The 26,361-nt window shown below is 69.5% G+C and carries 20 protein-coding genes and 1 pseudogene; 8 read left to right on the top strand and 13 right to left on the bottom strand.

What is annotated here, in order from left to right; all coding sequences use genetic code 11:
- Window positions 1-17 precede the first annotated feature (17 nt).
- A complete protein-coding gene (locus tag ACWGCN_RS33945; protein ID WP_235569656.1) occupies window positions 18-344 on the bottom strand; it encodes a DUF3017 domain-containing protein in 327 nt (108 codons plus the stop codon).
- Window positions 345-390: 46 nt separating this feature from the next.
- Here ACWGCN_RS33945 and ACWGCN_RS33940 point away from each other — a divergent pair, with 46 nt between their 5' ends.
- Window positions 391-873 (top strand): tRNA (cytidine(34)-2'-O)-methyltransferase, encoded by a 483-nt coding sequence (locus tag ACWGCN_RS33940; protein WP_379301651.1) that lies wholly within the window; start codon window positions 391-393, stop codon window positions 871-873.
- 1 nt (window position 874) lies between these two features.
- Here ACWGCN_RS33940 and ACWGCN_RS33935 read toward each other — a convergent pair whose 3' ends face one another.
- The 4 genes from ACWGCN_RS33935 to ACWGCN_RS33920 all read right to left on the bottom strand — a co-directional run bounded on the left by ACWGCN_RS33935 (window position 875) and on the right by ACWGCN_RS33920 (window position 6,520).
- Window positions 875-1,099, bottom strand: a complete 225-nt coding sequence (locus ACWGCN_RS33935; protein ID WP_452459686.1) for a DUF167 domain-containing protein — start codon at window positions 1,097-1,099, stop codon at window positions 875-877.
- A complete protein-coding gene (locus ACWGCN_RS33930; RefSeq protein ID WP_452459685.1) occupies window positions 1,059-2,084 on the bottom strand; it encodes a DUF4349 domain-containing protein in 1,026 nt (341 codons plus the stop codon). Before ACWGCN_RS33930 ends, ACWGCN_RS33935 begins: the two co-directional genes overlap by 41 nt.
- Window positions 2,085-2,329: 245 nt before the next feature.
- The gene (locus ACWGCN_RS33925) at window positions 2,330-6,007 is read right to left on the bottom strand and encodes an error-prone DNA polymerase (protein ID WP_452459684.1); all 3,678 of its coding nucleotides are present in this window, start codon (window positions 6,005-6,007) and stop codon (window positions 2,330-2,332) included.
- A 57-nt stretch (window positions 6,008-6,064) separates the two neighbouring features.
- Complete coding sequence (locus ACWGCN_RS33920) at window positions 6,065-6,520, bottom strand: hypothetical protein (protein ID WP_379301659.1); 456 nt, start codon at window positions 6,518-6,520, stop codon at window positions 6,065-6,067.
- 177 nt (window positions 6,521-6,697) lie between these two features.
- Here ACWGCN_RS33920 and ACWGCN_RS33915 point away from each other — a divergent pair.
- A pseudogene (locus ACWGCN_RS33915) lies at window positions 6,698-7,609 on the top strand (SDR family NAD(P)-dependent oxidoreductase); the annotation flags it as partial.
- Between the two features lie 66 nt (window positions 7,610-7,675).
- On the opposite strand, the gene ACWGCN_RS33910 reads toward ACWGCN_RS33915, so the two are convergent.
- From ACWGCN_RS33910 to ACWGCN_RS33895, 4 genes are all read right to left on the bottom strand, one after another.
- Window positions 7,676-8,116: a GNAT family N-acetyltransferase gene (locus ACWGCN_RS33910; protein ID WP_452459683.1), complete on the bottom strand. Its 441-nt coding sequence runs from the start codon at window positions 8,114-8,116 to the stop codon at window positions 7,676-7,678.
- Window positions 8,117-8,225: 109 nt separating this feature from the next.
- Window positions 8,226-9,152: a sucrase ferredoxin gene (locus ACWGCN_RS33905; RefSeq protein ID WP_452459687.1), complete on the bottom strand. Its 927-nt coding sequence runs from the start codon at window positions 9,150-9,152 to the stop codon at window positions 8,226-8,228.
- Window positions 9,153-9,246: 94 nt separating this feature from the next.
- Window positions 9,247-10,818, bottom strand: a complete 1,572-nt coding sequence (locus tag ACWGCN_RS33900; protein ID WP_449972137.1) for a DNA polymerase Y family protein — start codon at window positions 10,816-10,818, stop codon at window positions 9,247-9,249.
- Between the two features lie 201 nt (window positions 10,819-11,019).
- Window positions 11,020-11,760, bottom strand: coding sequence for a hypothetical protein (locus tag ACWGCN_RS33895; protein ID WP_378996854.1), 741 nt, complete (start codon window positions 11,758-11,760; stop codon window positions 11,020-11,022).
- A 199-nt stretch (window positions 11,761-11,959) separates the two neighbouring features.
- Here ACWGCN_RS33895 and ACWGCN_RS33890 point away from each other — a divergent pair, with 199 nt between their 5' ends.
- Complete coding sequence (locus tag ACWGCN_RS33890) at window positions 11,960-13,093, top strand: serine/threonine-protein kinase (protein WP_378996856.1); 1,134 nt, start codon at window positions 11,960-11,962, stop codon at window positions 13,091-13,093.
- A gap of 9 nt (window positions 13,094-13,102) precedes the next feature.
- On the opposite strand, the gene ACWGCN_RS33885 is transcribed toward ACWGCN_RS33890, so the two are convergent.
- The gene (locus ACWGCN_RS33885; protein WP_379312782.1) at window positions 13,103-13,759 is read right to left on the bottom strand and encodes a response regulator; all 657 of its coding nucleotides are present in this window, start codon (window positions 13,757-13,759) and stop codon (window positions 13,103-13,105) included.
- 85 nt (window positions 13,760-13,844) lie between these two features.
- Window positions 13,845-15,182: an ATP-binding protein gene (locus ACWGCN_RS33880; protein ID WP_379312785.1), complete on the bottom strand. Its 1,338-nt coding sequence runs from the start codon at window positions 15,180-15,182 to the stop codon at window positions 13,845-13,847.
- Window positions 15,183-15,790: 608 nt separating this feature from the next.
- Here ACWGCN_RS33880 and ACWGCN_RS33875 point away from each other — a divergent pair.
- The 4 genes from ACWGCN_RS33875 to ACWGCN_RS33860 all read left to right on the top strand — a co-directional run bounded on the left by ACWGCN_RS33875 (window position 15,791) and on the right by ACWGCN_RS33860 (window position 22,342).
- Window positions 15,791-16,420: an MspA family porin gene (locus tag ACWGCN_RS33875; protein ID WP_452459682.1), complete on the top strand. Its 630-nt coding sequence runs from the start codon at window positions 15,791-15,793 to the stop codon at window positions 16,418-16,420.
- Window positions 16,421-16,504: 84 nt separating this feature from the next.
- Window positions 16,505-20,347 carry a WD40 repeat domain-containing protein gene (locus tag ACWGCN_RS33870; RefSeq protein ID WP_452459681.1) on the top strand — a complete coding sequence of 1,281 codons (3,843 nt, stop codon included), beginning with the start codon at window positions 16,505-16,507 and terminating at the stop codon, window positions 20,345-20,347.
- A 65-nt stretch (window positions 20,348-20,412) separates the two neighbouring features.
- Complete coding sequence (locus ACWGCN_RS33865; RefSeq protein ID WP_452459680.1) at window positions 20,413-22,137, top strand: PspC domain-containing protein; 1,725 nt, start codon at window positions 20,413-20,415, stop codon at window positions 22,135-22,137.
- Window positions 22,130-22,342 carry a hypothetical protein gene (locus ACWGCN_RS33860; protein WP_378996864.1) on the top strand — a complete coding sequence of 71 codons (213 nt, stop codon included), beginning with the start codon at window positions 22,130-22,132 and terminating at the stop codon, window positions 22,340-22,342. Before ACWGCN_RS33865 ends, ACWGCN_RS33860 begins: the two co-directional genes overlap by 8 nt.
- A gap of 219 nt (window positions 22,343-22,561) precedes the next feature.
- Here ACWGCN_RS33860 and guaA read toward each other — a convergent pair whose 3' ends face one another.
- Window positions 22,562-24,136, bottom strand: coding sequence for a glutamine-hydrolyzing GMP synthase (gene guaA / locus ACWGCN_RS33855; protein ID WP_378996866.1), 1,575 nt, complete (start codon window positions 24,134-24,136; stop codon window positions 22,562-22,564).
- A gap of 132 nt (window positions 24,137-24,268) precedes the next feature.
- Between guaA and ACWGCN_RS33850 the strand changes: the two genes are divergently transcribed.
- Complete coding sequence (locus ACWGCN_RS33850) at window positions 24,269-25,096, top strand: alpha/beta fold hydrolase (RefSeq protein WP_378996868.1); 828 nt, start codon at window positions 24,269-24,271, stop codon at window positions 25,094-25,096.
- Here the strand turns inward: ACWGCN_RS33850 and ACWGCN_RS33845 are convergent.
- Complete coding sequence (locus ACWGCN_RS33845; protein WP_378996870.1) at window positions 25,083-26,237, bottom strand: GuaB3 family IMP dehydrogenase-related protein; 1,155 nt, start codon at window positions 26,235-26,237, stop codon at window positions 25,083-25,085. The two genes, ACWGCN_RS33850 and ACWGCN_RS33845, sit on opposite strands and share 14 nt — an antisense overlap.
- Between the last annotated feature and the right edge of the window lie 124 nt (window positions 26,238-26,361).

Below are 26,361 nucleotides of genomic sequence, written 5' to 3'. Positions count from 1 at the left end.
ACGCGGCCGGTTCTGTCTCAGCTGACGCCGAGGGTGTTGATCGTGGCGGCCAGGAAAACGATGGCGCTGCCGAGCGCGGTCAGCGCCGCCACGTCGAACGGGCGGCTGCGCACGGCGAGCAATCCCACCTGCACGGTCGGCAGGCACAGCCGGAACGCGGCGGCCACCAGGGCGGCGCTGCCGAAGATCAGCGCGCCGCGACGCCACCGGTCCCACGCGACGAAGCCGACCGCGATCACGATCAGCGCGGTCACCACGGTCATCGGCAGATGACTGCGCAGGTACTGCTCCCCCGCGCTCAACCGCGCGACCCGGTGCTTGCCGGTCGTCTCCGCCTCGTTCACGAGCCCGATTGTTCCAGATACCGCCTGCGCGCGGACGGGGTGGCGCATGACAGAGTGGTCCGCTGTGCTGCACCTGATCTTTCACGAGCCCGTGATTCCGCCCAATACCGGCAATGCGATCCGGTTGGCCGCGGGGACCGGCTGCGCGCTACACCTGATCGAACCGCTCGGCTTCGACCTCTCGGAGTCCAAGCTGCGCCGGGCCGGACTGGACTACCACGACCTCGCGGTGGTAACCGTGCATCCCGACCTGGCGACGGCGTTCGCGGCGATCCGGCCCGGCCGCGTGTTCGCCTTCACCACCCAGGCCACCACGCGTTTCACCGATATCGCCTATCGCGACAACGACGCGCTGCTGTTCGGTACCGAGCCCACCGGGCTGCCCGCGGAAGTACTGGCCGATCCGCAGATCACCGAGCAGGTGCGCATTCCGATGCTGCCGGGGCGGCGGTCGATGAATCTGTCGAACGCGGCGGCGGTGTCGGTGTACGAGGCCTGGCGGCAGCTGGGCTTTCCGGGTGCGGTCTGACTCAGTCGATGTCGAATCGCTTGAACCGTGAGGTGGCGCCGGCGGTCAGCCGAACGGCGGACTTGGCTACGCCGAAATGATCGGCGAGTAGTTCGATCGCGGCCTTGTTGGCCTTGCCCTCGACCGCCGGGGCGCGGACGTAGAGGGTGAGAGTGCCGTCTACGGCGGTTTCGACGAGTGGGCCTTTACGGCTGTTCGGTTTGATCGTCGCCCGCACTGTGGGCACCGGGGGTCTCCTTCCCGGATGCTGCCGATTCGGGTGCGCCTGATGCGCCGACCGCGGATGCGGTGGCCCCGGATGCGGTGGCTGCCGGTGCGGTAGGCGCGGGTGCGGTGGACACGTGCGCTGCGGTGCGACGGCGCCTGCGCAGCAATCGCAGTGCGGCATACAGCAATCCGCCGATCACCGCGAGGAAGCCCAGCCACGGTACGGCCTTGCCGACGAAGACGATCGCGTCCTGCAACCAGTCGATCAGCGAGTGCCAGCCCGAGACGATGCCGTCCCAGAAGTTGTCCGGGTCGCCGGGTGCGTTCTTGTCGTCGGCGGTGAGGGTGATGGTGAGCGTCGACAGCGCGACCTGATCGTCGAGGCTGCGTTTCTGCGCGGTGAGGCTGTCGAGTTCGCCCTGCCTGCTCGACAGTGCCTCCTCCGCGGCGATCAGGTCGGCGGTGTTGGTGGCACTCGTGATCAGCGCTTTGAGCCGGTCGACGGAGGCTTGCAGGGCGCGGATGCGGGCGTCGAGGTCCTGCCACTGCATGGTGACATCGTCGCGGTTGGTGCTCACCCGGGTCACCGAGCCCACCCCACCGAGCCCGGTGATGAAGGCGTCGGTCTTGTCGGCGGGCACCCGCACACTGAGCACGGCCCGAGCGGCACGCTTGTCGGTGCCGGGCTGTTCGGTGCGGCTGTCGATCCGGCCGTCGACGGCGCGGACCTGCTCGGTGACGGTCGCGGCGGCGGCGATCGGGTCCCCCGAGGTGACATCCACCGACCCGGTGATCACCTCTTTCCGGTTCGACTGATCCGTCGGCGCCGGGCTGTCCTGCTGCGGGGCGCCCTCCCGGAAACCGGGCGTCACCGCGGGAGCGGGCCCGCCCATGACAGTGGGCGAGGACGCCTTACCGGCACGGTCCTCGCTGTCGTCGTCGCCGCACCCCACCAGGAACACGAGTCCGAGCAACGCGATCATCACCACGGCAAGCTTGCGCATGTTCGCAGCGTAGTGCGTCAGCGGACCCCCGGCTGGCGTTCAACTAGGCGGACACATCACCCCATGCGTGCACACCCTTGGCCGGGTAACTCCTGTATGTCTCTACCCAAAGGGGCCCGCCCCGATCTGGACTGACCGGAGGGTGCGACGAAGGAGTACCCGGAGGGAGGGACGAAGGAGTACCCGGAGGGAGGGACGATCGGGGCCTCAGGGGCCCCGCTCGAGCGCGCCAGCGCTCCAAAATCTCAGCGGAAGTCGCGGGAGCGGGCGACGATGGTCAGGTCCAGGTGTTCGAGGTGGTCGGCGACGACACTGGCCGCCCCCTCGGCGTTCTGGATGCGGCCGCGAACGAGCAGGGCGGTGGCGTTCTGGGCGAGGCGGCGGTAGCGGGTCCACAGGCCGACCGAGCAGACGACGTTGACCATGCCGGTCTCGTCCTCGAGGTTGAGGAAGGTGACACCCGCGGCGGTGGCGGGGCGCTGACGATGGGTGACGGCGCCCGCCACCAGGATGCGGGCGCCGTCCTCGACGAGCAACAGATCGCACGCGGGCACCACCCCGAGTGAGTTCAAATGGGCGCGAAGGAATTCGGTGGGATAGGAGCCCGGCGAGATGCCGGTGGCCCAGACATCGGCGGCGGCGAGTTCGAGCGCGCTCATGCCGGGCAGCGCCGGGGCGACAGTGGCTGGACCGGTGCCGGGGAGGCGATCCGGACGTTCCACAGCCGCCGCGCCCGCCGCCCACAATGCCGCCCTGCGCACGCTGCTGCCACGCGAATCCTTTGGCACAGCTGAATCCGGCGGGCCGTAACCTTGTTCGAGCACTCGATGATCCGCGTCCAAAGCTCGCGCGGCAGGTGTTGCCGCCCAACTCCGGCTGTCGCCGGTGAACGGTTCGTGCGTCGCAGCGCCGGCAGCGCGCGGTTCGGTATCGACCAGAACGTCCAGCGCTCCCGCCGTGGCGAGCGATTCCGATTGGGCGACAGTGAGTTCCACGCGACCGGTGAGGTCGAGCATCGAGGCGAAGGGGCCGTGTTCGGCACGGGCGGCGACGATGCGCTCGGCGAGGTCGGTGCCGATGTGCCGCACACCCGACAGGCCGAGCCGGATCTCGGTGCCCGCGTTCTCGAGGGTGGGCTCGGCACGGCTGGCGTTGATGTCGGGGCCGTGCACGCGCACCCCGTGCCTGCGGGCGTCGGCGACCAGCGACTGCGGCGAGTAGAAACCCATCGGCTGCGCACGCAACAGCCCGGCACAGAACGCCGCCGGATGGTGCAGCTTGAACCACGACGAATAGAACACGATCGAGGCGAAACTCTGCGAATGACTCTCGGGGAAACCGAAATTGGCGAAGGCGTAGAGCTTCTCGTAGATGCGGTCGGCGAGAGCGCCGGTGATGCCGTGCAGGTCCCGCATGCCCTGGTAGAGGCGGTCCTTCAACTGTTCCATCTTCTCCGGCGAGCGTTTGGAACCCATGGCGCGGCGCAACTGGTCGGCTTCGGCGGGACTGAAACCGGCCACGTCGATGGCCATCTGCATCAGCTGTTCCTGGAACAACGGAATGCCGAGGGTGCGGGCGAGCGAGTTCTCCAGCGCGGGATGATCGCAGACCGGCGCCTCCTTGCCGTTGCGCCTGCGGATGTAGGGGTGCACCGAACCGCCCTGGATGGGCCCCGGCCGGATCAGCGCCACCTCCACCACCAGGTCGTAGAAGGTACGCGGCTTCAGCCGGGGCAATGTCGCCATCTGCGCGCGCGACTCCACCTGGAACACCCCGATCGAGTCGGCGCGCGAGAGCATCTCGTAGACACCGGCTTCGGTGAGATCGAGCGCGTGCAGTTCGACCTGCTCGCCTTTGTGCTCGCGCACCAGGTCGATCATGTAGTGCAGCGCCGAGAGCATGCCGAGGCCGAGCAGGTCGAATTTCACCAAACCGACCGCGGCGCAGTCGTCTTTGTCCCACTGCAACACACTGCGCCCGGCCATCCGCGCCCACTCCACCGGACATACGTCGGCGATCGGCCGATCGCAGATCACCATGCCGCCGGAGTGGATCCCCAGATGCCGTGGCAGACCGTCGAGTTCGCCCGCGAGCTCGAGCACGGCGTCCGGGATATCGGTGCCAGTCTCGGCGGCCACCCCGGACCAGCGGCTCACCTGTTTACTCCACGCATCCTGCTGCCCCGGTGAAAAGCCTAGTGCGCGTGCGGCATCACGCACCGAGGACTTGCCGCGATAGGTGATCACATTCGCCACCTGGGCGGCGTAGTCGCGACCGTACTTGGCGTAGACGTGCTGGATGGCCTCCTCGCGGCGGTCGGATTCGATGTCGACATCGATATCGGGCGGTCCGTCGCGCTCGGGCGAGAGGAACCGCTCGAACAGGAGCTGGTTGGCGACGGGGTCGACATTGGTGATGCCGATGGCATAGCAGACCGCGGAGTTGGCGGCCGAGCCTCTGCCCTGACACAGGATGTCGCTGTTCTTGCAGAACTCGACGATGTCGTGCACCACCAGGAAATAGCCGGGGAACTCCATCTTCTCGATCACCGCGAGCTCGTGCTCGAGCTGCCGGTACGCCTGCGGGTTCCGCGCCGGCGGCCCGTAGCGCTCGGCGGCACCACGCAGGGCGAGCTCGCGCAGCCACGAATTCTCGTCATGGTCGGCGGGCACGTCGAACGGGGGCAGCTTCGGGGCGATCAACCCCAGGTCGAACGCGCATTCGCGGGCCAGCACCGCCGCGTTCGCCACCGCGTGCGGGTAGCCGGCGAACAGGTGCGCCATCTCCGCACCCGATCGCAGGTGCGCGCCGCCGGTGGGCGCGAGCCAGCCCGCCATCTCGTCGAGACTGCTCCTGGCGCGGATCGCGGCCAGCGCCATCGCCCGGCGGCGCTGCGCCGGAGAGGCGAAATGCGCACCGGTGGTGGCGAGTACGGGAACATCGAGCCGGTCGGCCAGCGCGATCAGCAGCGCGTTGCGCTCGTCATCGGTGGCGATGCCGTGATGGGTGAGCTCCACGCTCATCCGATCGGCGCCGAATCGTTCGAGCAGATCCCGCAGGGCCGCTTCGGCTTTCGGTAGCCGGATATCGCCACCGCGCAGATCGTGTTCGAGCGCGGTGCGCAGGTGACCTTTCCGGCAGCCGGTGAGGATATGCCAGTGCCCGCCCGCCGCCGCGGTGAGGGCGTCCAGGTCGTATCGCAGAACCCCCTTCTCCCCCGCGGCCATATGCGCCGCTGCCATCTCTCGAGACAAGCGCCGATAACCCTCCTGACCCCTGGCGAGGACCAGCAGATGCGGACCGTCAGGGTCGGGAGATCCAGTGCGCGGCACTGAGTCCGGCGCGTTCGCGTGCCCGTTTCGCGGCTCGGCCGAACCGCCGGCATCGCGCAGACCGCCGTCAGCCGTGTCCCCGCTCGGCCCATCAGTATCTGCTTCGCGCGCTTGCGTTCGACCCGGCATGAAACGCACCCCGCCTCGAGGGACAGAACGGCGCCGGACCGCATCCCCTCGGCCCGGCGCCGCCTCCGCATCGGTTCCCAGTGACAGTTCGGCACCGAAAACCGTTGGCATTCCCCATTCCCTGGCCGCCTCGGCGAACCGGACGGTCCCGTAGAACCCGTTGTGGTCGGTGAGCGCGAGCGCTTCCAGACCGAGCCGCACCGCCTCCTCCACCAGCTCCTCCGGCTGACTCGCCCCGTCGAGGAAGCTGTAGGCGGAGTGGGTGTGCAGCTCCGCGTAGGGCACCGTCGGGCCGGTCGGCCGGTCGAGCTCGGCGGCGTGGTACTCGCCGCGTTTGCGTGACCAGGCCGGACTGTCGCCGCCGTCGCCCGGGTGCAAGTCTTGCGTAGGCCTGCCGCTCGGCTTGCCCGAGAGCACCCGCTCCAGCTCCGACCAGGTCGGCGGACCGTTGCTCCAGCCCATGCACCCGCTCCTCTCACGACCCCCGCATCACCGCGCCCTTTCCCCTTGGCGGACTACTCAATTCGCGGGCAAGCGCTCCATCGACCGCGATTCCAGCGCCGCCTCCACATGGCTCAGACCGGTGCGGATCACCGCGCCGTAGGCATCGTTGGCGAGCACATCCAGGTGCCCGCGCGCGATGGCCAATTGCATCCGCGCCATCTCGAAGTCACCGACGCGGCGATGACTGTCGGCCAGGTTCAGATACAGCGAGGGCAGGAACCCGCGCAGCCCCTCATCGAGCGGGATGCCCGGCCCGAACACCGCGGCCAGCGCCCGCTGGTCCCACAGCAACGCACCTTCCGCCAACTCCTGCACATCCGCCAGGTGATGCGCCACCACGCAGCGATGCAACGGGTCGCCGCCTTCCCCTATCTCACTCCACAGCCTGGTCAGCGCCGCGCGCGCCGCATCAGGGTCGCCACCGCCGAGCCGCACCGCGGCATAGATGTCCGCCATCCGATCGTCCGCCATGTGCATCAGTATCGCACATACGTTCGAACATTAGCGAGAGCCACTCGAACATATTTTCGAGTTTTCCGGCGACCCTGGCCCTCGAACTTACTTTGGAGTAAGTTCGAGGCAACGAGCTGCAAAGGAGCAGTGATGTCTCAGGTTTCTCCAGGTGAACGGGGCCGCAAGCGGCGCGATCTCACCGGCAGGCATGTCGTGATCACCGGTGCGTCGTCCGGGATCGGACGGGCCGCCGCACTCTCGGTCGCCGACAAGGGCGGTGTGGTGTTCCTGCTCGCGCGCCGCGCCGACGAACTGGCCGCGGTGGTCGCCGAGATCGTCGACGCGGGCGGGCAGGCCTACGGCTACCCGTGCGATGTCACCGACTCCGAATCCGTGGACTCGGCCGTCAAAGCGATCCTCGACCAGCACGGCCACGTCGACATGCTGGTCAACAACGCGGGCCGGTCCATCCGCCGCGCCATCCACCGCTCCACCGATCGCCTGCACGACTTCGAACGCACCATGGCGGTCAACTACTTCGGCGCGCTGCGGATGACCCTCGCGCTGCTGCCACAGATGCGCGAACGCGGCTTCGGCCACATCGTCAACATCTCCAGCGCCGGCGTGCAGGTGGCCACCCCTCGCTTCGCCGCCTACCTCGCCAGCAAGGCCGCCCTGGACAAGTTCACCGAGGTCGCCTCGGTCGAAACCCTCGCCGACGGAGTCACGTTCACCACCATCCACATGCCGTTGGTGCGCACCCCGATGATCGCCCCCAGCGGCGACCAGGGGCCGTCCGAATCCCCCGAGTGGGCCGCGGGCACGATCGTGCGCGCCCTCACCGAACGTCCCAAACGCATCGATGTTCCCCTCGGCACCCTCGCCGAATACGGCGGCATCATCACCCCCAAACTTCGCGACCGCATCCTGCACCGCTACTACCGCGCGCTGCCGGATTCCCCTGCGGCCAAGGGCGAATCGGCCGAAGACACCCCGGCCCCCGCACCGGCCCCCCGGGCAGATCCGAAAACCCCTTCCGCCGCCCGAAAAGCCACCGGCACCGCCCTGCGCCGCGCGGCCCGCTGGGTACCCGGCACACACTGGTGACCCCCGCGTAGTCACTCGGTTCGTCTCGCACCCACATGGATTCAGTGCCGCCGGGTCCGCCACGATTCACTGCAGGTCGAGGGTGAAGTGGTGGGCGGTGATGGTCAGATGACGGCGCATATAGAGACGATGGGCGGCGGCTCGGGTAGGACCGACGCCGGAGTCCAGGTGGACCCCCGTGCACCGCAGACGCCGAGCTTCGGCGGTGAGCCAGTCGATCAGGCTGTCGGCATGGCCTCGACCGCGCGCCACGGGAAGGGTGGAGACATCGTCGATGTAGAGGTGGTGGCCCCAGGCGGTGGAGTGGGATTCGCGGAACCCTGCCACCGATAGTGCCGCGGGGGAACCCGTTTCGAAGACCCCGATGAGACGGTAGCCCGCGGGGCGGAGTTCGTTATCGATGAACTCGGTCAGGCGCGATGCCGTCTCCCACCGTGGGCGAAGCTCCAGTAGAGCCGGGCCCGCCAGCTCGGTTTCGTCCTCGCCGATTTCCCGGATGTCGATCATGGAGTCGACGTTAAGCCCGTCGGACGACGTGCGGGAGGGCCACCGCGCCGTAGTTCCAGTAGTCCACTGTGAAGCTTGCCCGGAAGCCGAGTCGTCCGCAGTCGATGAGTCAGCGATCCGTGGGAGGTTCGGACTGCGCGCGAGACAGCGCGGGAAGTTGTTCTATCGCAGCGGGTTCCAAGTAGGTGGCCGGTTTGGGGGCGGCACCGCAGCTGGCTTGGCGCGGGGCGGCGGCGACGGTGCGGGCGGTGACGCGCCAGCGGCGGCCGTCGCGGTGAGTGACGATGGCGGCGCCCGCCACGGTCGGGTCGTGCGTGGGGGCCGGGTCGGGCTGGACGGTGAGAGCGGTGGCATCGGCCGGGACCTGCTCGCGCACAGCCACTTCGGCGAGCTGGGAGATCGGGGGGTAGCAGCTGCGGCCACGGAGACCGGTCAGGGAGACCTCGTCGACGTCGGCCGCCGCGAGCATCGCCTTGGCGGCAGTGGCGTCGACGCGGCCGTAGGTGAGGCCGGAGGGAAGCAGGACGACCGCGGGGGCGAAGCGGTGACCACCGGTGTGCGAGGCCTCCCAGACCCGGCCCGGGTAGTCGGCGGCGAGGGCGGCGGCGATCGGGCGGCCCAGCAGGGCACAGCACTGGTCGCGTTTGCCGTGCGCGCAGACCAGGACCACCGGATCGTCCACGCGCGCACCGATTCCCGGCGCCGGACCGTCGACGAGATGCAGGTCGATGTCGAAGAGCTGGCGCAAGTCGGTGATCTCGAACCGCTCACACCAGGAGCCCTCCGGCCGCGAACTGACCAGCAGCACAGTGCGGGTACCGGTGAACTCGTTGCGGCCGGGGCGGCGGATCAGCGTCGGCCGGACCTGCGCCGCCGACGTACGCGCCGCGAGTTCGGCGGTGATCTCCGGACCGAGCACTTCGTCACCGATCACATCACCGCCCCACGCACCGGGATGCTCGATACACAGCCATCCGGTGAAATGTCCCGCGGTACCGAGCAGCGGAAGATCGGCAGCGGCCGCCGTACACAGCATGCCCTCGAACGGGTTCACAGCGCTCCTCCCACGACCGAGCCTTCCGGGACTGTCCCGGACAAGCGTCGTTTCACTCTAGAACCGGGGCGGTGGGCTACTCGTAGACGCCCTCGGCGTGCCAGTGCATCGCGTCGTAGACGAGCAGGACGGCGCGGATCTCGGTGGGGTCGGCATCGAGCTGGACTTGGACGCGTACGGCCAGGGAGGTGGGCTCGGCCGTGGACCACCAGCGTTCGGTGATCGGCCAGGGGCCCGCCCAGCCCAGCAGCGCCCACTGCTTGCTGCCCCAGCGCAGACGGGTGGGGACGGCGGTGAACAGGCCGCGATCGGTGACCAGGACGGGGGCGCCGTCGGCGGCGGTCAGGTGCACGACCGGGCGGTGCAGCAGGAGCAGTGTGGGAGCGGGTTCGGGGAGACGACCCGGCCAGGGCTGGGTGGGGTCGGCGGCGGGGGTCAGCTCGTCACCGAGGGCGATCATGGTGATGCGTTCGGCGGGCCCGCGCCCGCCGCTGAGCACGCCGATGCGGACCGCTTCGCCACCGAGCAGCCCCTGCACGCGGACCAGGGCGCGGCGGGCGCGCTCGGTCTCCTCGCCCTCACCACCCCACAGACCGAGTTGCAGCGCACCGGCGGCGACCACCTCGACCGGTTCCAGGGTGAGCGCGACGATCGGGCCGGTGGGGCGGGCGCGGTGGGTGAGCCAGCCGTCGAGTTGCCAGCGGACGCGGTCGGCGGTGTCGGCGGGGGTGAGTGGGCGAGCACAGCGCCAGATCCTGGTGAGCTCCTCACCCGTCTCGGTGCGCGCGGTCACGGCGAGCCGGGTGCACGCCACCCCTGCCGCCGACAGCACCGCGTGCAGCCGGGTGGACAGCTGCCTGCCCGCGAAGGCGGCCGCGTCGACCCGATCGATGGGCGGATCGCAGGCCAGCTCGACGGTCAGTTCCGGAGCGGGGCGGCGCGCCGACGGTGGACGTTCCGGCAGGGCGCGGGCGGTGCGATGGGCGAGCACGGCGTCGGCGCCGAACCGGGAGGCCACTTCGGCGGGAGACAGGCGCGCGAAGTCGCCGATGCGGCGCAAACCCAAGCGGCGCAGCAGGTCGACCAGCTCCGCGCGCTGTGGTGCGGCCAGGCTCGGCTCCACCGCCAGCTCCGCGACCGGGAGCCCAGCGAGGTACTCCGCGCCCTCCCCCGGCGCCACGATCGCCCCACGCCGTGCCGCGATCACCGCTGTCGACATGGCATCGGCGATCCCGATCTGCGCCTCGGCTCCCGCCACGGCGACCGCGTCGATCAACCGCACCACCGCGGCCTCCTCGGAGCCGAAATACCGTGCGGCACCGCGTGCCCCGAGCACGATGAGCCCGGGCCGCAACACCTCGACGCCGGGCACCGTCTCGTCGACAGCGCCGACCACCGGCTCGAACAACCGCGCATCGCGATCCGGATCATCCTGCACGACAACAAGTTCCGGGCAACATCCCTGCGCATCCCGCCGTCGCATCCCCCGCCGCACACCCTCGGCCCGCGCGATCGCCGAACACGCCACCACCGAACTTCCCCGCAACACCGCGATCGGTCGCTCCGCCGACACCCCCTCCACCGCGGCCGCCGCCACCGCGGGCCAGTCCAGGCACCACACCGCGAGCACCCGCTCAACGCGCGTCACGACGACACCACCGATCCACACGCCACGCCACGTCCGAACGAGCCACCCACCACGAATGCGGTAGGCGATCGGTAACCGCAACGGCGTGCCGAGAGCGACTCGGGAACGAACGGGAGACCCGCGGCGATCGTCCGGGCGGCCGCCGGACAGTCGGTGGATCCCCTCACGCCCATCGGCCGGAACCTGACAACGGCCCGGCGGTCATGAGACGGCCTCGTGTAGCGCGGTGACTTCCGGTGCACCGCTGACGGTTTCGCGGGGCAGCCATTCGGTGCGGCCGACCTGGGCGCACAGGTCCATACGGCCGTGGCGGGTCTGGCCGGCCTTGGCGCTCACGCGCACGTCGAGGCAGACCGAGCGCAAGCGGCCGCGACCGGGGCCGAGGCCGCGGTACCCGGTGACGCGGGAGTCCAGGCGCAGAGTCGGGTTGGCCCATTCGCCCGCGACCACCAGGGTGGCACCGCGATTGCGGGCGCGGGCGGCGAGGACGCGGCAGCGCGACGGAGGAACAGCGAGGCCACCGAGGCCGAGGACTACCAGGTCGAGGCCGTCGAGCAGGACCGCGGCCACTTCGGCGGGGTCGGGGCCGGGGTCGGTGATCACCGCCAACCGGGACAGCTCGGCACCCATCTCGGCAGCGGCCAGCAAACCGAGCCGGGGCAGGCCGACGACCGCGGCGTGGCCGCCGCTCCCGGTAACGGCGGCGAGCATTCCCGTCAGCAGGGAGTGTGCGCCGGTGTAGGCGACGACCGCGCCTTTCGGCAGCCCACCATCGGGCAACAGATCGGCGAGTGGGGGCGGAACAGGCAGCAGATCTCGGCGTAGTGGCTGCTCACGTGGCATATGCCCGGTCGCGGACTCACCACGGCCCGGGACCGCGGCCATCCGCCTGCGCAGCTCGTCGATCATGCCCGCATCGGGCGACAACGCTTCCGAACCCATCAACACCACCTACTTCCACGATGGACCCGCGAGCGGAAAACCGCCCTGCGCCGAAACGGCAGCACCGTTTCAGCTATCGATCGTATTCGAATATACGTTCGATAGCGACCAGCGTGACACCCACCCCCACCCCGTGTCCACCGCGCAGCACCCCGGAGATCCCGGCCAGTCAGCGCCATATTCGGCTACCCTCGCACCCGTGACCGAACGTGCTCGTCCCCATATCGGCCCCGACTACCTGGTCGCGGGTCGCTACCGCCTGCAGTCCAAGCTGGGCGGGGGTGGCATGGGTGCGGTCTGGCTCGCGACCGATCGGTTGCTGAACCGGGAAGTCGCGATCAAGCAGGTGCTGTCCACCGCGGGACTGAGCGCGGCCGAGGCCGAGCGAATCCGCAGCAGCATCGTGCACGAGGGCCGAGTGGCCGCCAAGCTGTCGCACATCCACGCCGTGGCCGTGCACGACGTGGTGATCGAGGCGGGCGAGCCGTGGCTCGTCATGGAGTACTTACCCTCGCGCAGCGTGGCCAAGGCGCTCGCGCTGGTCGACACGCTGCCCGCGGTCGAGGTCGCCCAGATCGGCGCGCAGGTCGCCGACGCGCTGGCCGCCGCGCACGCCGCGGGCATCGTGCACCGCGATATCAAGCCGGGCAACATCCTCGTCGCCGACCGCGGCAACAGTGTGGGCCTGGCCAAACTCAGCGACTTCGGCATCTCGCGCGGCGCCGGCGACACCCAGGGTGACGAACCCGACGGTGTGATCACCGGCACCCCCGCCTACCTGCCGCCCGAGGTCGCGCGCGGCGCCCGGCCCACCGAGGCCAGCGACGTGTTCTCCCTCGGCGCCACCCTCTACACCGCACTCGAAGGCCAGCCGCCGTTCGGTTTCGACTCCGACGAGCACGACGTCGTCGCCGCGGCCGCGATGGGCCGGATCATCCCGCCCACCCGCAGCGGCATCCTCACCCAGCCGCTGCTGCACATGCTCGAGCCCGCACCGCAGCGCCGCCCCACCATGGCCGAGGCCCGCGACGAAATCCTCACCGCCGCCTTCGGACCCGGCACCGGCGCCTACATCCTCGGTGTGCCGCTGCGCACCGAGGACGGCACCATCCCGGCCTGGTCCACCCGTAACTCCGCCAGCGGCCTGCGTAGCCACAATTCCTCCCCCCTCCCGCGCCCGCACCGCGCGCCGGTGGGCGCCACCGCCGCCGCACCCCAGCAGCGCACCGGCAGCTTCGTCGACAACCTCCCCAACGGCGCCCCCCTCGCCATCGGCGCGGGCGTGCTGATCGGCCTGATCATCCTGATCGCGATCATCATCGCCGTGATGTAGAGCCGAGCTTCACTCGATGCGGCGTCGATGCGCCCATCGAGTCAGCGCGTTCCGGTTCGACTGTTGCGTCTTACGAAGCACATTCGACGCGTGCGTCTCCACGGTCTTCACCGAGATGAACAAGGATTCGGCGATCTCCCGATAGGTGTATCCACGCGCCAGCAAGCGCAGCACCTCCAGCTCACGCGGGGTGAGTGAATCCAATTCGGGATCGAGCGGCGGCTCGGGGACCGGCGAGCGCCCGGTGAACGAATCGAGCACGAACCCGGCCAGCCGCGGACTGAACACCGCGTCCCCGCCCGCGACCCGGCGGATACCGTCGGCCAGCTCGGCACCGGAAATCGTCTTGGTGACGTACCCGCGCGCCCCCGCCCGGATCACCGCGATCACATCCTCGGCCGCGTCGGACACACTCAACGCCAAACACACCGGCCCCGTGGCGATCCCGCTCAGCACCGCCACTCCACCACCGTCGGGCATGTGGACGTCGAGCAGCACCACGTCCGGCTTCGTAGCATCGATCCCGGCGATCGCCTCGGCCACCGCCCCGGCCTCACCGACGACCTCCATGTCGGTCTCCCGGCTCAGCTCGGCCCGCACCCCCGACCGGAAAACCGCGTGATCGTCGACCAGGAACACCCGCACACTCACTACCAGACTCCTCATTCGAACCGCTCGATCGACCTGCTGTCATCGGTACCACACCGCGGCGTCCGGGCGCCGAGATCGGCCCGGGTCGGTGCGATCGCGCTCAGTGATCGGCCGGATGGTCCCGCGTCGGCGCGTGGTCATCCGGGCCTGCGGTGGTCGGCGCGTCGTCGCTCGCGACCTCGTCCGGCTCGGAGGTCCCGGAGTCGGTGCGCGGCATGACGATCCGCACCTCCGTGCCACGCCCGAGGGTCGAGTCGATCACGGCGGTACCGCCGCGGCGCTCGATTCTGGCACAGATCGACTTGGCCACCCCGCGCCGATCAGCAGGCACCGCCGACACGTCGAAACCGGCGCCACGGTCGCGCACGAAGATGCTCACCTGGTGGGGTTCGGTCTCGGCGAACAGGTCGATCTCGGGGACCTCGGCGTGCTTGGCGGCGTTGACCAGCGCCTCACGGGTGGCGCCGAGCAGAGCGGTGAAATGCTCCTTGGGCAGGCCCGCGCCGGTGTCGCCGGGGTCCATCGCCACATCGCCGACGGTGACCGGGGTGACCTTCACACCGTGCTGGTCCTCCACCTCGCCCGCGATGGTGCGCAGCGCGGTGGCCAGGCTCGACTGGGCGGGTGCGGTGTCGTCGAAGAGCCACTTGCGCAGTTCACGCTCCTGACTGCGGGCCAGGCGAAGCACCTCCTGCGGATCCTCGGCCTGGCGCTGGATCAGCGCGAGCGTCTGCAATACCGAATCGTGCAGGTGCGAGGCGATCTCCTCGCGTTCCTCGTTGCGGATGCGGGCGCCGCGCTCGGCATTGAGCGCGCGGACCATGCGCAGCCACAGCGGCACCGTCAGCAGACCCGCGCCGACCAGGGTGACCGCCACCGCGATCAGCGCCGACCCGAGCGAACTGAGATCGATCCTGGCCAGCACCACCACACCGAGCCCGACCACGATCAGCGTCGCCCCGGCCACGATGCGCGACCAGGTGACCACCGAGGGTCGCGCGGGCAGCCCGAACAGGGCCCGCGGCCCCGGCGCGGCGACATCGTATTCGCGCCACACCAGCGCGGCGCCGACCGCCACCACCACGATCGGCGCGATCACCTTCGCCGCGGTCCCCTGGAACAACCACCCCACCGTCACCGCGAGTCCGAGCCCGAGCAGGGCGAGCCCGATCGCCTGCCTGCGCTCGTCACCGGTCGGTTTCGCCGCGTCCGCGCCACCGGGAGTGAAGATCCACAGCAGCCCGTACGCCACCAGTCCCGCGCCGACCAGCGCGGACAGCAAGACGAACGCCAGCCGCACCTTGATCACGTCGACACCGAGATGGTCGGCCAGACCACCCGCGACTCCACCCACCACCCGCCCACCACTGCGACGGACCAGGCGCGGGGTCTCCGGCATCGGCGCACCCACCGGCTCAGGGCCGGGGACGGGCAGCATGGGCCGATAGCCACGCGGCACGCCATAACCCTGCGGATACTGGGCGTAACCCGGCGCGCTCCGATACTGCGGCGGCGGCGCGTAGTGCTGCGGCGGCCCATAGACCACCGGCTCACCCCCGAACGAGCGCTCTACGAAACCACGCGGCCGATGCCAACCGAACCGCGGATTCGCCGCTGCGCCCGGGCCGTCGGAAGGCCCGTGGGTGGCGTTGTTCCCGGCGGCGGCGCCGGGCCCGGACGGGGTCGCGGACCCCTGGGCGGCAGTGCGGGCGGAAACAGACGGATCCATGCTCTCGATACTGGCACGCGCGACGGGGTGTCGACATCAGGAAAGTCCCTGATCTCGTCCCCGATGTCGGCGATCCGCCGCTGACCTGCGCGGCGAGCTGTCCGGTCCGGACAGAAATTACGCTCTACCTGGGTATATGTCCGATCCGGTGCCGGACCGCGACGCCGGTGCCGGACCGCCGGACCGGAAACCTGAACCCAGGGTCCTCAGCAGGTCTTTTAAGCCGATGCGCGGTCGCGCCGAAAGCCCGGCCGCACAGGCTCTTCCTACGTTGATGGCAGGCCGGAACTGCGGCCGCCGCTTCAGGGGAGGAACAAGTGAACATCATCACCACCGTGCTGGGTGCCGCCGCAATCGGACTGAGCACCCTCGGGATGACACCGATCGCATCGGCTACACCGATGGCACCGCACGAGACGACCTATCACGGGCCCGCCGGCTTCGAACTCACCCTCGGCCATACCGAGGAGTCCTACCGGCTGGTCCCGCCGCTCAACGCGATGCCGACCAATCGCGAGGTGTTCCTCGACAACACCGCCTACGTCACCGCACCGCTCGGCGCGACCGGTGAGGTCACCTCCGGCTATCTCGTCGCCTGCGCGGTGGACCTGACGCTGTCGGTCGGGCTCGACGGTGGCGTCTCGGTCGGCGCGGCGGCCGGCATCGGGTTCGGCTCGTCCGGTCCGGATGTGTCCGCCGATATCGGCCCGTCGATCTCGGCCGGTGTCGATCTGAGCCTGTCGCTCGCGCCGGGCGAGATCAAGAAGATCGATGTGGGATCGATGTCGCTCGGTTCGGGCACCACCTATCTGGTGAACCGTGACTTCCATCTGATGGTGGGCAACTGCGGTGGACCGCTCAACGTCTACTCGTGGGCGACGGTCACCGCCGGCACCGGACAGGTGAAGGCGACGAACTCGATCTTCGGCGACACCATGTTCCTGTGATCCGCACGGGGCCCGGCGAGTCGCCGGGCCCCGGTCGATCCGAATAGCATGACCCTCGGTCGTTTTCATCGAACGGGGGGTTCATTGACCATCAATGACGCGCAGAGTTCTTCGCCACGTGCGATTTTCGCGCAGCGGTTCGCCGAACTCTATGCCGTGGCAGGCAATCCGACCTTGCGCCGGGTCGCCTCGGCCACCGAGCGTCGCATGCGCGGCACCCAGGCCGGCACGCCGTCGCCGCAGCGGATCAGCGACTGGAAGGCCGGGCGCAATGTGCCCGCTCGCTTCGAATCGCTGCTGCCGGTGGTCCTCACGCTCGTCGAGCTGACCGAGAAGTCTCAACGCGACCTACCGCGCGGCCTGGCCGACCCGCACGAATGGCGACGCCTGTGGCAGGAGTCGGTCACCTGGACAGCGGCCGCCACCGACGGCGACGCCTGCCCCTACCCCGGCCTGCGCGCCTATCTCCCCGAGGAGCACACCTTGTTCTTCGGACGTGAGCACGCCACCACCGAATTCGTCGACCTGGTGCGCGCCACCACCGGCGTCGTCGTCCTGATCGGCGCGTCGGGGGCGGGCAAGTCCTCGCTGCTGGCGGCAGGTCTGCGACCTACGATCGACCTACCCGCCGCGACCATGACACCGGGATCGACGCCGACCGCCGGACTCGCGGCGACACTGACCGACGGCCTACGGGTCCTGATCGTCGACCAGTTCGAGGAACTGTTCACCCTGTGCCAGGACGAAGCCGAACGTTCGGCATTCCTGTCCGCGCTCGCCGACCTACCCGATTCGGTGACGGTCGTTCTGGCGCTGCGTGCCGACTTCTACGAACAATGCCTGCACTATCCGATAGTGCGGAACAGCCTGCAGCGCAACAGCTACCTGCTCGGCGCGATGTCCATGGACGAGGTCTCGCACGCGATCACCGGACCGGCGGCCGCCGCCGGGCTCACCCTCGAGCCAGGTCTGGAAGAGCTGGTACTCACCGAACTGCGCGGGCTCGGCGGGCACCTCAGCGCCGACGGCTACGACCCAGGGGCGCTGCCGCTGCTCTCACACGTGATGGCCGCGACCTGGCAGCAGCGCGAGGGTCGCAAACTCACCGTCGCCGGCTACCGCAAAGCGGGCGGTGTCGCCGGCTCGGTCGCTGAGACCGCCGAACTCGCCTGGAGCGAGCTCACTCCGGGGCAGCAGAGCGCCGCTCAGGAGTTGCTCGGCTCGCTCGTCACCGTCGGACAGGACGGGCGTGACACCCGGCGAACGGTAGACCGTGCCGAATTGCTCGGCCGCAGCGGCGATCCCGATGCCTCAGCGGAAGCGCTCGAAGTCCTCGCGACCAGCAGACTGATCGCCCTCGACGCGGGCTCGGTGCAGTTCTCCCATGAGATCGTGCTGACCGCGTGGCCCCGGCTGCGCGGCTGGATCGATACGGACCGGGTCGGGCACCTGGTCCGACAGCGGCTCGAACACGATGCGACCGAGTGGGAGTCGGCGAGACATGATTCGGCGCTGCTGTATCGCGGTACCCGACTCGACAACGCGAACGAGCACACCGGCGGCGCCCCCCTCAGTCCGCGTGTACGCGCCTTCCTCCAAGCTTCGCGGCGAGCGGCACGCAATGGCGGCCGCTGGCGGATCGTGGCGGTCGCCGTCGTGATCGCCCTGCTCGCCACCGGTGTCATCGCCGTCGACCGCAGCAGGCTCGCCGATCAGCGGGCACTGGACCGCGACTACGCCGAACTGGTGGCCGCGGCCCACCGGACCAGAAGCAGCGACCCGTCGATCTCGGCGCAATTCCTGCTGGCCGCGTATCGAATCCGGCCTGACATCGCGACGCGCACCCAGCTGTTGAACAGCCAGGATTCGCCCCTGGCCGTCAGCGTGCCCGCCCACGAGCGCGGCGTCTCCACGCTGGCTCATCGCGCGGCCGACGCACTACTGGTGTCGATCGACTACGCCGGCGACACCGCCTTCTGGGATCTGCGCGATCCCGCACGGCCACGCCGGCTCACCACCTCACTCGGAACGCGGACCGACCACCTCGAATTCATCCCGGGTAGCACCGACGCGGTCACCCTCGGCAATTCCGGTACCCAGCTGTGGGACCTCGCTCGCCCCGAGTCTCCCCGCCTGATCCACACCTTCGACACCCTTCGCGGCGACAAGATCACTGTCGATCCGAGCGGAGCGCGACTCGCCGAACTCGACAACTCGACCCTTACCCTCTGGGATATCCGCGACCGGACACGTCCGTCGCGCACCGGCGTGCTGCCGCTGTCCCGCGGCGACCTCACCGTCCACACCACTGAATTCGGCCCCGGCGGGGCGCTACTCGTCGTCGGCACCGTCACTGTCGACACCTATAGCGCCCGTGCAGCCCCCGACACCGTGCAGTTGTGGGATACCACGACCGGACGTCCCATCGGATCGCCGATCGCCGCGGCGGGCAGCGACTCCCTCCAAGCTGTCGCCCTCAGTCCGGACGGCACCCGACTGGCCATCGGCACGCACGGCTCGAAGGGCACCAGCAGCGCACCGTCGAGCCAGTTCGAGCTGTGGGATATCACCGATCCACACCACCCGCGCGCCTTCGGTGCGCCGACCAGAGTCGATAACGATGTGCTGACCTCGATCACTTTCCACCAGGACGGAAATCTCCTCGCCACCGGCTCCGACAAGGCAGCACGACTGTGGAACATCGCCGACCCGGCCCAGCCGGTGCAAGCGGGCCCAGCCCTGTCGGTGAGCCCGGCAGCCTGCCCACAGGCTCAGGTTTCTCTGTGCAGCGGCGGGCCGACGTCGATGCTCTTTCTCCCTGGCGAACCGATACTGCTCGGCGGGGGACGCGATGGACTGCTACGCACCTGGACATTGCCCCGATCGACGGTCGACGTGATTCCCAGGATGCCCGCCGGGGTGATGTTCGATCGAACCGGTGACCGGATGGCCATGCCGACCCGGACCGGCGACGTGGTGATCTGGGATACCACCGATGTCCGCCGCCCGGCACGGCTGGCCACGATATCGGGAGCACCGGGGCTGTCGAACCCGATGCTGAGTTCAGACGGACGCACACTGAGCCTGCATGACCGGGATGGCAAGCAGCGGATCGTCTACGACCTCGACGATCCACGTCATCCGCGACCACTGCCCAGCTGGCCGACCGGCGAGGCCAACTACTCGACGGTCAAAGGCAACCGGATGCTGCTCACCTTTACCGACTCGGTCCAGATGTGGGATGTCACCGACCGCACTGTGCCCGAGCCCCTCGGGATACCGATCACCGCACGGGTGGGGAAAATCGTCAATATCGGCTTCAGTCTCGATGGCAGCCTGGCCGAACTGGTCCTCGGCGACCTTCGTGGCGACCGGGACGATTACTACTTCAGCCAGATCTGGAATCTGGACGACCGCACGCACCCACGCTTGATCGCCGAAACCGCCGCGGAACTCACCACCGGCCTACGGTCATCCCAATTCCTGCCCGACAACCGGACCATCGCCCTCATCAAAGGCGATCACTTCGGCCTGTGGGATACCGACGCACCGGAGACCTTCACCCCGCTTATCGACGCGGTCCGCACCGAAATCGGGCCTATCAGCCGGATATCGGCATCCGCGGACAGCACCGAGCTGGCTATTTCGAGCGACGACGGCACGACCGGCCTGTGGAATCTCGACGACCGCCACACGCCGCGCAAATACATCGGCCCGCTCGGCCCCGCCGACGGCCGCGACCGGCAGGTGGTCCTACACCCGCGCGGTGAACAGCTCGTGATCGTCACCGACAACGGCCAGCTCGGCGTGTGGGACCTCGACACCGAGACCGTCGCCGCCCGGATCTGCGCGTCCACCGGCCGACTCACCGAAGCCGTCTGGCGCGGGCAGGTCGCGAACGTCGCCTACCGCTCCCCCTGTCCCTGAACCCGGGCAATTATCAGGGTTACCCCCGATGTGCGGAGGGGGCGGCTCGGCACACCATGGATGGCATGAGCAGAACGAGCTTCGCCGACCAGGTTCACCAGATGTGGCAGACGCGGCCCGTCCGGCTGCCTCGGCAAGGGCCGATCGCCGGCGTGGCGGCGGGGTTCGGGTTGCGGTACGGGGTGGATCCGGTGCTCGTGCGGGTGGCCTTCGTGGTGTCGACGATCTTCGGCGGGGCCGGGATCGTGCTGTACCTGCTGGCCTGGCTGGTGCTGGGGTCGGCGGGCAACGAGATGTCGGCGGCGCAGGCCCTGTCGGCCCACGATCGAGGTTCGCATTCGCAGACCAAGACGATCGTGTTGATCGTCGCGCTGGCTATCGCCGTGTCGACCATGGGGCCGATCGGGCTGGGAATGGGCGGGTCCGGGGTGGTCAGCATGGGGCTGATGCTCGCAGGCTGGTGGATGCTGTATCTGCGTCATCCTGAGCTGCCCGCGGGATTCGACGCCTACCGCGCTCCGCTCGGCACGACGGGCTACCCGGGCGCGGGCTACCCGACCGGGGTCCCGGTGCGCGGCTACCCGTACAACCCGGAGGTGCCGCCGACGGGGATGTACACGCCCTACACCAAACTCCCCGACGCCTACGTTCCCGATCCGGCACTCGCCCGTGAGGAAACCCGCACGGCCACCGCCGAATCCGCGCCGCTACTGCGGGTCGACGCGACGGACACGGTCGTCCTGCACAAGGACATCGACGAATCGGGCAGCGCTGCTGTGGATTCCGTCGAGACCACCCGGATCACCGTGACACCGGCCGCCAGCGAACCCGGACACGAGGATCCGGACAACCGCGAGGTCGCCGCGGACGCGTCGACTCCGCACGCCGTGTCGGATACGAGCGAGCAGGCGGCCGATTCGGTTCCACCCGTCGATCTCGACAAGCGGGCGGACAGCCCGACAACCGAGGTCGTCGAGCCGGCCGACACCGACGAGAGCATGCGGCCCGCCGAACAACCACAGGCGAACGAAACCGGCGCCACCGCCGTCCTGCGCAAGGACGTCCCCGGAACCATCTCTCCCGCACCCGAGCCCCCGCGGATCAACGCGCAGGTGCCCAACGGCTGGGACCCGCTCGCTGTCGCCCCCCTCGCCTGGGAACTCCCGGAAGCGGCACCCCGCTACGCACCGGTCGCGCCACCGGCGCCGAAACGTCCACGCTCCCGGCTGACCCCGGTCACCATCGGCCTGGCGATCCTGGCCGCGGCGCTGGCGGGTGCGGCAGCCGCATCGGGCGTCGAATGGATGACCCCCGCACGGATCGCGGCCTTCGCCTTGGCCGTAGTCGGACTCGGCCTCGTCGTCGGCGCGTTCCTGCGGCGCGGGTACGGGCTGCTGATCCTCACCGCCCCGCTGGCCGGGTTCGTGGTGCTGGCCTCCCTGATCGGGCCGATCGACTTCAGCGAAACCGCCGTCGGCGACCGTGTCTGGGCACCGACCTCGGTCACCGAGTTGCAGCCCCGCTACGCCCTCGACATCGGTTCGGGCACGCTGGACCTGCGCGGACTGAACCTCACCGAGTCACGCAGCGTCGAAGTCGCGGTGAACATCGGTGACGCGAAAGTGCAACTGCCCGAAGGGATGACGGTGAACACGACGTGTGACATCCGAGTGGCCGATTCCAACTCGACCTGCAAAGACGGACTGAGCGGGCCGAACACCCCTGGCGCACCGGTCCTCGACCTGCACGTCAAGATGCACCTGGGTGACGCGGTGGTGACCCGTGGCTGATCCGACCGGCACCGAGCCCGCCCGCCGACCCGCCTTCACCCTGCTGACCATCGGCCTGATCGCACTGGCCGTGAGCGTCTGGGCACTGCTGGGCGCACCCACCCCCGACGACGGCGGGATCCTGCCCATCGGCTGGGGCGTGGTGATCGCGGCCATCGTCATCGGCCTGCTGCTCACGCTGACCCCCAGCCGTAAACACCACTGACCGAAGACAACTCAGGCAACAGCAATGGCCCGTCATCATGACGGGCCATTGCTGTTGACGGGACCAGTTGAAAGACAAGGGCAATGGACGAATCCGCGAAGAGACCGCAAACCCCACTGGCGAAGGTCCTGCCGCCGGTCACCCACCGGCCGCACGCCGGCGGCTTCCTCCTGGGCAGGCTCCTGCTCACCCAGGCGGCGCCGCCGCGGCCGGCCTAGTTCACTCCCACTCGATGGTGCCCGGCGGCTTGCTCGTCACGTCGAGGACCACGCGGTTGACCTCGGCCACCTCGTTGGTGATGCGCGTCGAGATCCGTTCCAGCACGTCGTAGGGCAGCCGGGTCCAGTCCGCGGTCATCGCGTCCTCGCTCGACACCGGACGCAGCACGATCGGGTGACCGTAGGTGCGGCCGTCGCCCTGCACACCGACCGAACGCACGTCGGCCAGCAGCACGACCGGGCACTGCCAGATCTGCTTGTCCAGGCCGGCCGCGGTGAGCTCCTCGCGAGCGATGGCGTCGGCCTGGCGGAGCAGATCGAGCCGGTCGGCGGTCACCTCGCCGACGATGCGGATCGCGAGGCCGGGGCCCGGGAACGGCTGGCGCGCAACGATTTCCTCGGGCAGCCCGAGTTCACGGCCGACCGCGCGGACCTCGTCCTTGAACAGCAGGCGCAGCGGCTCGACCAGATCGAACTCGAGGTCGTCGGGCAGGCCACCGACATTGTGGTGGCTCTTGATGTTCGCGGTGCCGGTGCCGCCGCCGGATTCGACGACGTCCGGGTACAGGGTGCCCTGGACCAGGAATTCGACCTTCGGTGCGGCGCCCGCGGCAGCGCCCTCCTCGAGCACGATGCCCGCGACCGCGTCCTCGAAGGAGCGGATGAACTCGCGGCCGATGATCTTGCGCTTCTCCTCGGGATCGGAGACGCCCTTCAGCTCGCCGAGGAACTTGTCCACCGCGTCGACGGTCACCAGCTTGGCGCCGGTCGCGGCGACGAAGTCCTGCTGGACCTGCTCGCGCTCGCCGGCCCGCAGCAGACCGTGGTCGACGAACACACAGGTGAGCCGGTCGCCGATCGCGCGCTGCACCAGCGCGGCCGCCACGGCGGAGTCGACACCGCCGGACAGGCCACAGATGGCGTGCCCGTCACCGATCTGCTCGCGCACGCTCTCGATCAGCGACTCGGCGATATTGGCCGGGGTCCACTGCGCGGGGATGCCCGCGAGCTCGTGCAGGAAGCGGCTGAGCACCTGCTGGCCGTGCGGGGAGTGCAGCACCTCGGGGTGATACTGCACGCCGGCCAGGCGCCGCGCACGGTCCTCGAACGCGGCCACGGGGGCGCCCGCGGTGGTACCGGTGACCTCGAAGCCCTCGGGGGCGTCGGTCACCGCGTCACCATGCGACATCCACACCGGCTGGATGGTCGGCAGGCCGCCGTGCAGCACACCGCCGTCGATGTTCAGCTCGGTGCGACCGTATTCGCGGGTGCCGGTTTCCGACACGGTGCCGCCGAGCGCCTGTGCCATGGCCTGGAAGCCGTAGCAGATGCCGAACACGGGCACGCCGAGATCGAACAGCCGCGCGTCGAGTTGCGGTGCGCCCTCGGCATACACACTCGACGGACCACCGGACAGGATCACGGCCAGCGGCTGCTTGTCGGCGATCTCTTCCACGGTCATCGTGTGAGGAATCACCTCGGAGAACACCCGTGACTCACGCACCCGTCGGGCGATCAGCTGGGCGTACTGCGCGCCGAAGTCGACGACGAGGACCGGTCTCTGAGTATCTGCCACCGCCACAGTTTAGTGACGGGGTGCGACGAGCAAGCAGCGGGCATCGCCGGAGGCCGGACTCGCCGTAGTGACTGTGCACGACGCGCCCCCATTCTTGGGCGTGGCGCGGCGGCTCTGGCTATCCTCGTGCTCGTGCCATTCGCCCGCGCGATCGATGCCGACATCTACTACGAGGACAGCGGTGGCACCGGTCCGGTGGTGCTGCTCGCCCACGAATTCTTCATGGATCGCACGATGTTCGCCTCGCAGCAGGCCGCGCTCGCACCCGAATTCCGGATCGTCGCCTGGGACGCGCGCGGTCACGGCCGCACCAGAGACCAGCGGTTGCCCTTCACCTACTGGACCGCGGCCAGGGACGCGCTGACGGTGCTCGACTCGATCGGCGTCGAACGCGCGATCGTCGGCGGGACGGCGCAAGGGGGCTTCACAGCATTGCGGACCGCGTTGGTCGCACCCGAACGGGTCGCCGCGCTGATCTTGATCAGCACCGAGGCGCACGGGCCGACCCTCGACCAGTCGACCGCCACCCAGCGATTCCTCGACGAGTGGCACGACCGCAGCTCCCGCGAGGAAGCCGCGGGCCGACTGGCCGACTGGCTCATCGGCGACGACACCTGGTACCGCGACATCTGGACCCGCCGCTGGGTCGGCGACGCCCACAGCGGGCTCGACGCCGCCGTCGGCTGCCTACTCGGACGCGACTCGGTACTCGACCGACTACGCGAGATCACCTGCCCGGCACTGATCATCCACGCCACACAGAGCGGCATCGCGGGCGACCGGGCCCGCACGCTGGCGGACGGGCTCACCGCCTCCACCTTCGTGGAGATCGATGGCGCCCGTCTCGCCGTCACGATGACGCACCCGGAACCGGTCAATACCGCGATCTCCCGGTTCCTGCGGGATCGGGTCTCACTGACCCACGTTCGTCAGCGCGGGCGGCCTGTCAGCGGACGCTGAGCCCGACCTTCTGGAATTCCTTGAGGTCGGAGTAGCCGGCCTTGGCCATCGAACGGCGAAGGCCACCGACCAGGTTCAGCGAGCCGAACGGGTCGTCGGAGGGACCGTAGAGCACGCGCTCGAGGCTCGGGCGGGCCGCCGCGCCGTCGGGGCCGTCCAGCCAGGCCTCGTCGACCGGCAGGAACGAACCGCGCGGCACCGAGGGGTGCGCGGTCGCCGAGGGCCAGTACCAGCCGCGACCGGGCGCCTCCGCCGACGCCGACAGCGGCACACCGAGCATCACAGCGTCGGCGCCACAGGCGATGGCCTTGGCCAGCTGACCCGAGGTGGCCACGTCACCGTCGGCGATGACGTGCACGTACCGGCCGCCGGTCTCGTCGAGGTAATCGCGACGGGCCGCGGCCGCGTCGGCGATCGCGGTCGCCATCGGCACACCGATGCCGAGCACCTCACCGGTGGTGGTGGCGCCCGGGAACGAGCCGTAGCCGACGATGACACCCGCCGCGCCGGTGCGCATCAGGTGCAGCGCGGTGCGGTGATCGCTCACGCCACCGGCCACGACCGGCACATCCAGCTCGGCGATGAAGGTCTTGAGGTTGAGCGGCTCCTCGCCACCCACGTGCTCGGCGGAGATGATGGTGCCCTGCACGACCAGCAGGTCGATACCGGCCTGGAGCAGCGCCGGGGTCAGCGCGCGGGCGTTCTGCGGACTCACGCGCACCGAGGTGGTCACCCCGGCCGCACGGACCTGCGCGACAGCGGCGGCCAGCAGGTCGGGCTGCATCGGCGCGGCGTGCAGTTCCTGCAGCAGCGAGATGGCCTTTTCGTAACCCCCCTTGTCGACCAGATCGAGCAGCTGGTCGATCTTGGCCTGCACGTCGGCGTGGCGGGCCCAGAGGCCTTCACCGTTGATCACACCGAGGCCACCCTGGCGACCGAGCTCGATCGCGAACTCGGGCGAGACCAGCGCGTCGGTGGGGTGCGCGAGCACCGGGATCTCGAAACGGTAGGCATCGAGCTGCCACGCCAGCGAGACCAGCTTCGACGAACGCGTCCGCCGCGAAGGCACGATATCGACGTCGTCGAGCTCATAGGTCCGACGAGCGACCCGTCCCATACCGATTTCGACCATGTCACGCACAGTTGCTCCTGTGTTTTTGGAGCGCTGGCGCGCTCGAGTTCGCGGCCACCACGGGCCGCCGGTCAGGCACCGCCGCTTGCTCCTTCGTCGCCTACGCGGCGGCGCCTGGCCGGCGACCCGGCCG

This window comes from Nocardia sp. NPDC055050 (assembly GCF_053608345.1).
The sequence above is the reverse complement of the archived record's forward strand: the minus strand, read 5'-3'. Positions and strand labels throughout refer to the sequence as shown.

Excerpts from the sequence above, each read along its gene's own strand:
- ACWGCN_RS33940 (WP_379301651.1), top strand. The coding sequence starts at position 391 with ATGACAGAGTGGTCCGCTGTGCTGCACCTGATCTTTCACGAGCCCGTG.
- ACWGCN_RS33930 (WP_452459685.1), bottom strand. The coding sequence starts at position 2,084 with ATGCGCAAGCTTGCCGTGGTGATGATCGCGTTGCTCGGACTCGTGTTC.
- ACWGCN_RS33925 (WP_452459684.1), bottom strand. The coding sequence starts at position 6,007 with ATGGGCTGGAGCAACGGTCCGCCGACCTGGTCGGAGCTGGAGCGGGTG.
- ACWGCN_RS33920 (WP_379301659.1), bottom strand. The coding sequence starts at position 6,520 with ATGGCGGACGATCGGATGGCGGACATCTATGCCGCGGTGCGGCTCGGC.
- ACWGCN_RS33910 (WP_452459683.1), bottom strand. The coding sequence starts at position 8,116 with ATGATCGACATCCGGGAAATCGGCGAGGACGAAACCGAGCTGGCGGGC.
- ACWGCN_RS33905 (WP_452459687.1), bottom strand. The coding sequence starts at position 9,152 with ATGCTGTGTACGGCGGCCGCTGCCGATCTTCCGCTGCTCGGTACCGCG.
- ACWGCN_RS33895 (WP_378996854.1), bottom strand. The coding sequence starts at position 11,760 with ATGGGTTCGGAAGCGTTGTCGCCCGATGCGGGCATGATCGACGAGCTG.
- ACWGCN_RS33885 (WP_379312782.1), bottom strand. The coding sequence starts at position 13,759 with ATGAGGAGTCTGGTAGTGAGTGTGCGGGTGTTCCTGGTCGACGATCAC.
- ACWGCN_RS33880 (WP_379312785.1), bottom strand. The coding sequence starts at position 15,182 with ATGCTGCCCGTCCCCGGCCCTGAGCCGGTGGGTGCGCCGATGCCGGAG.
- ACWGCN_RS33865 (WP_452459680.1), top strand. The coding sequence starts at position 20,413 with ATGAGCAGAACGAGCTTCGCCGACCAGGTTCACCAGATGTGGCAGACG.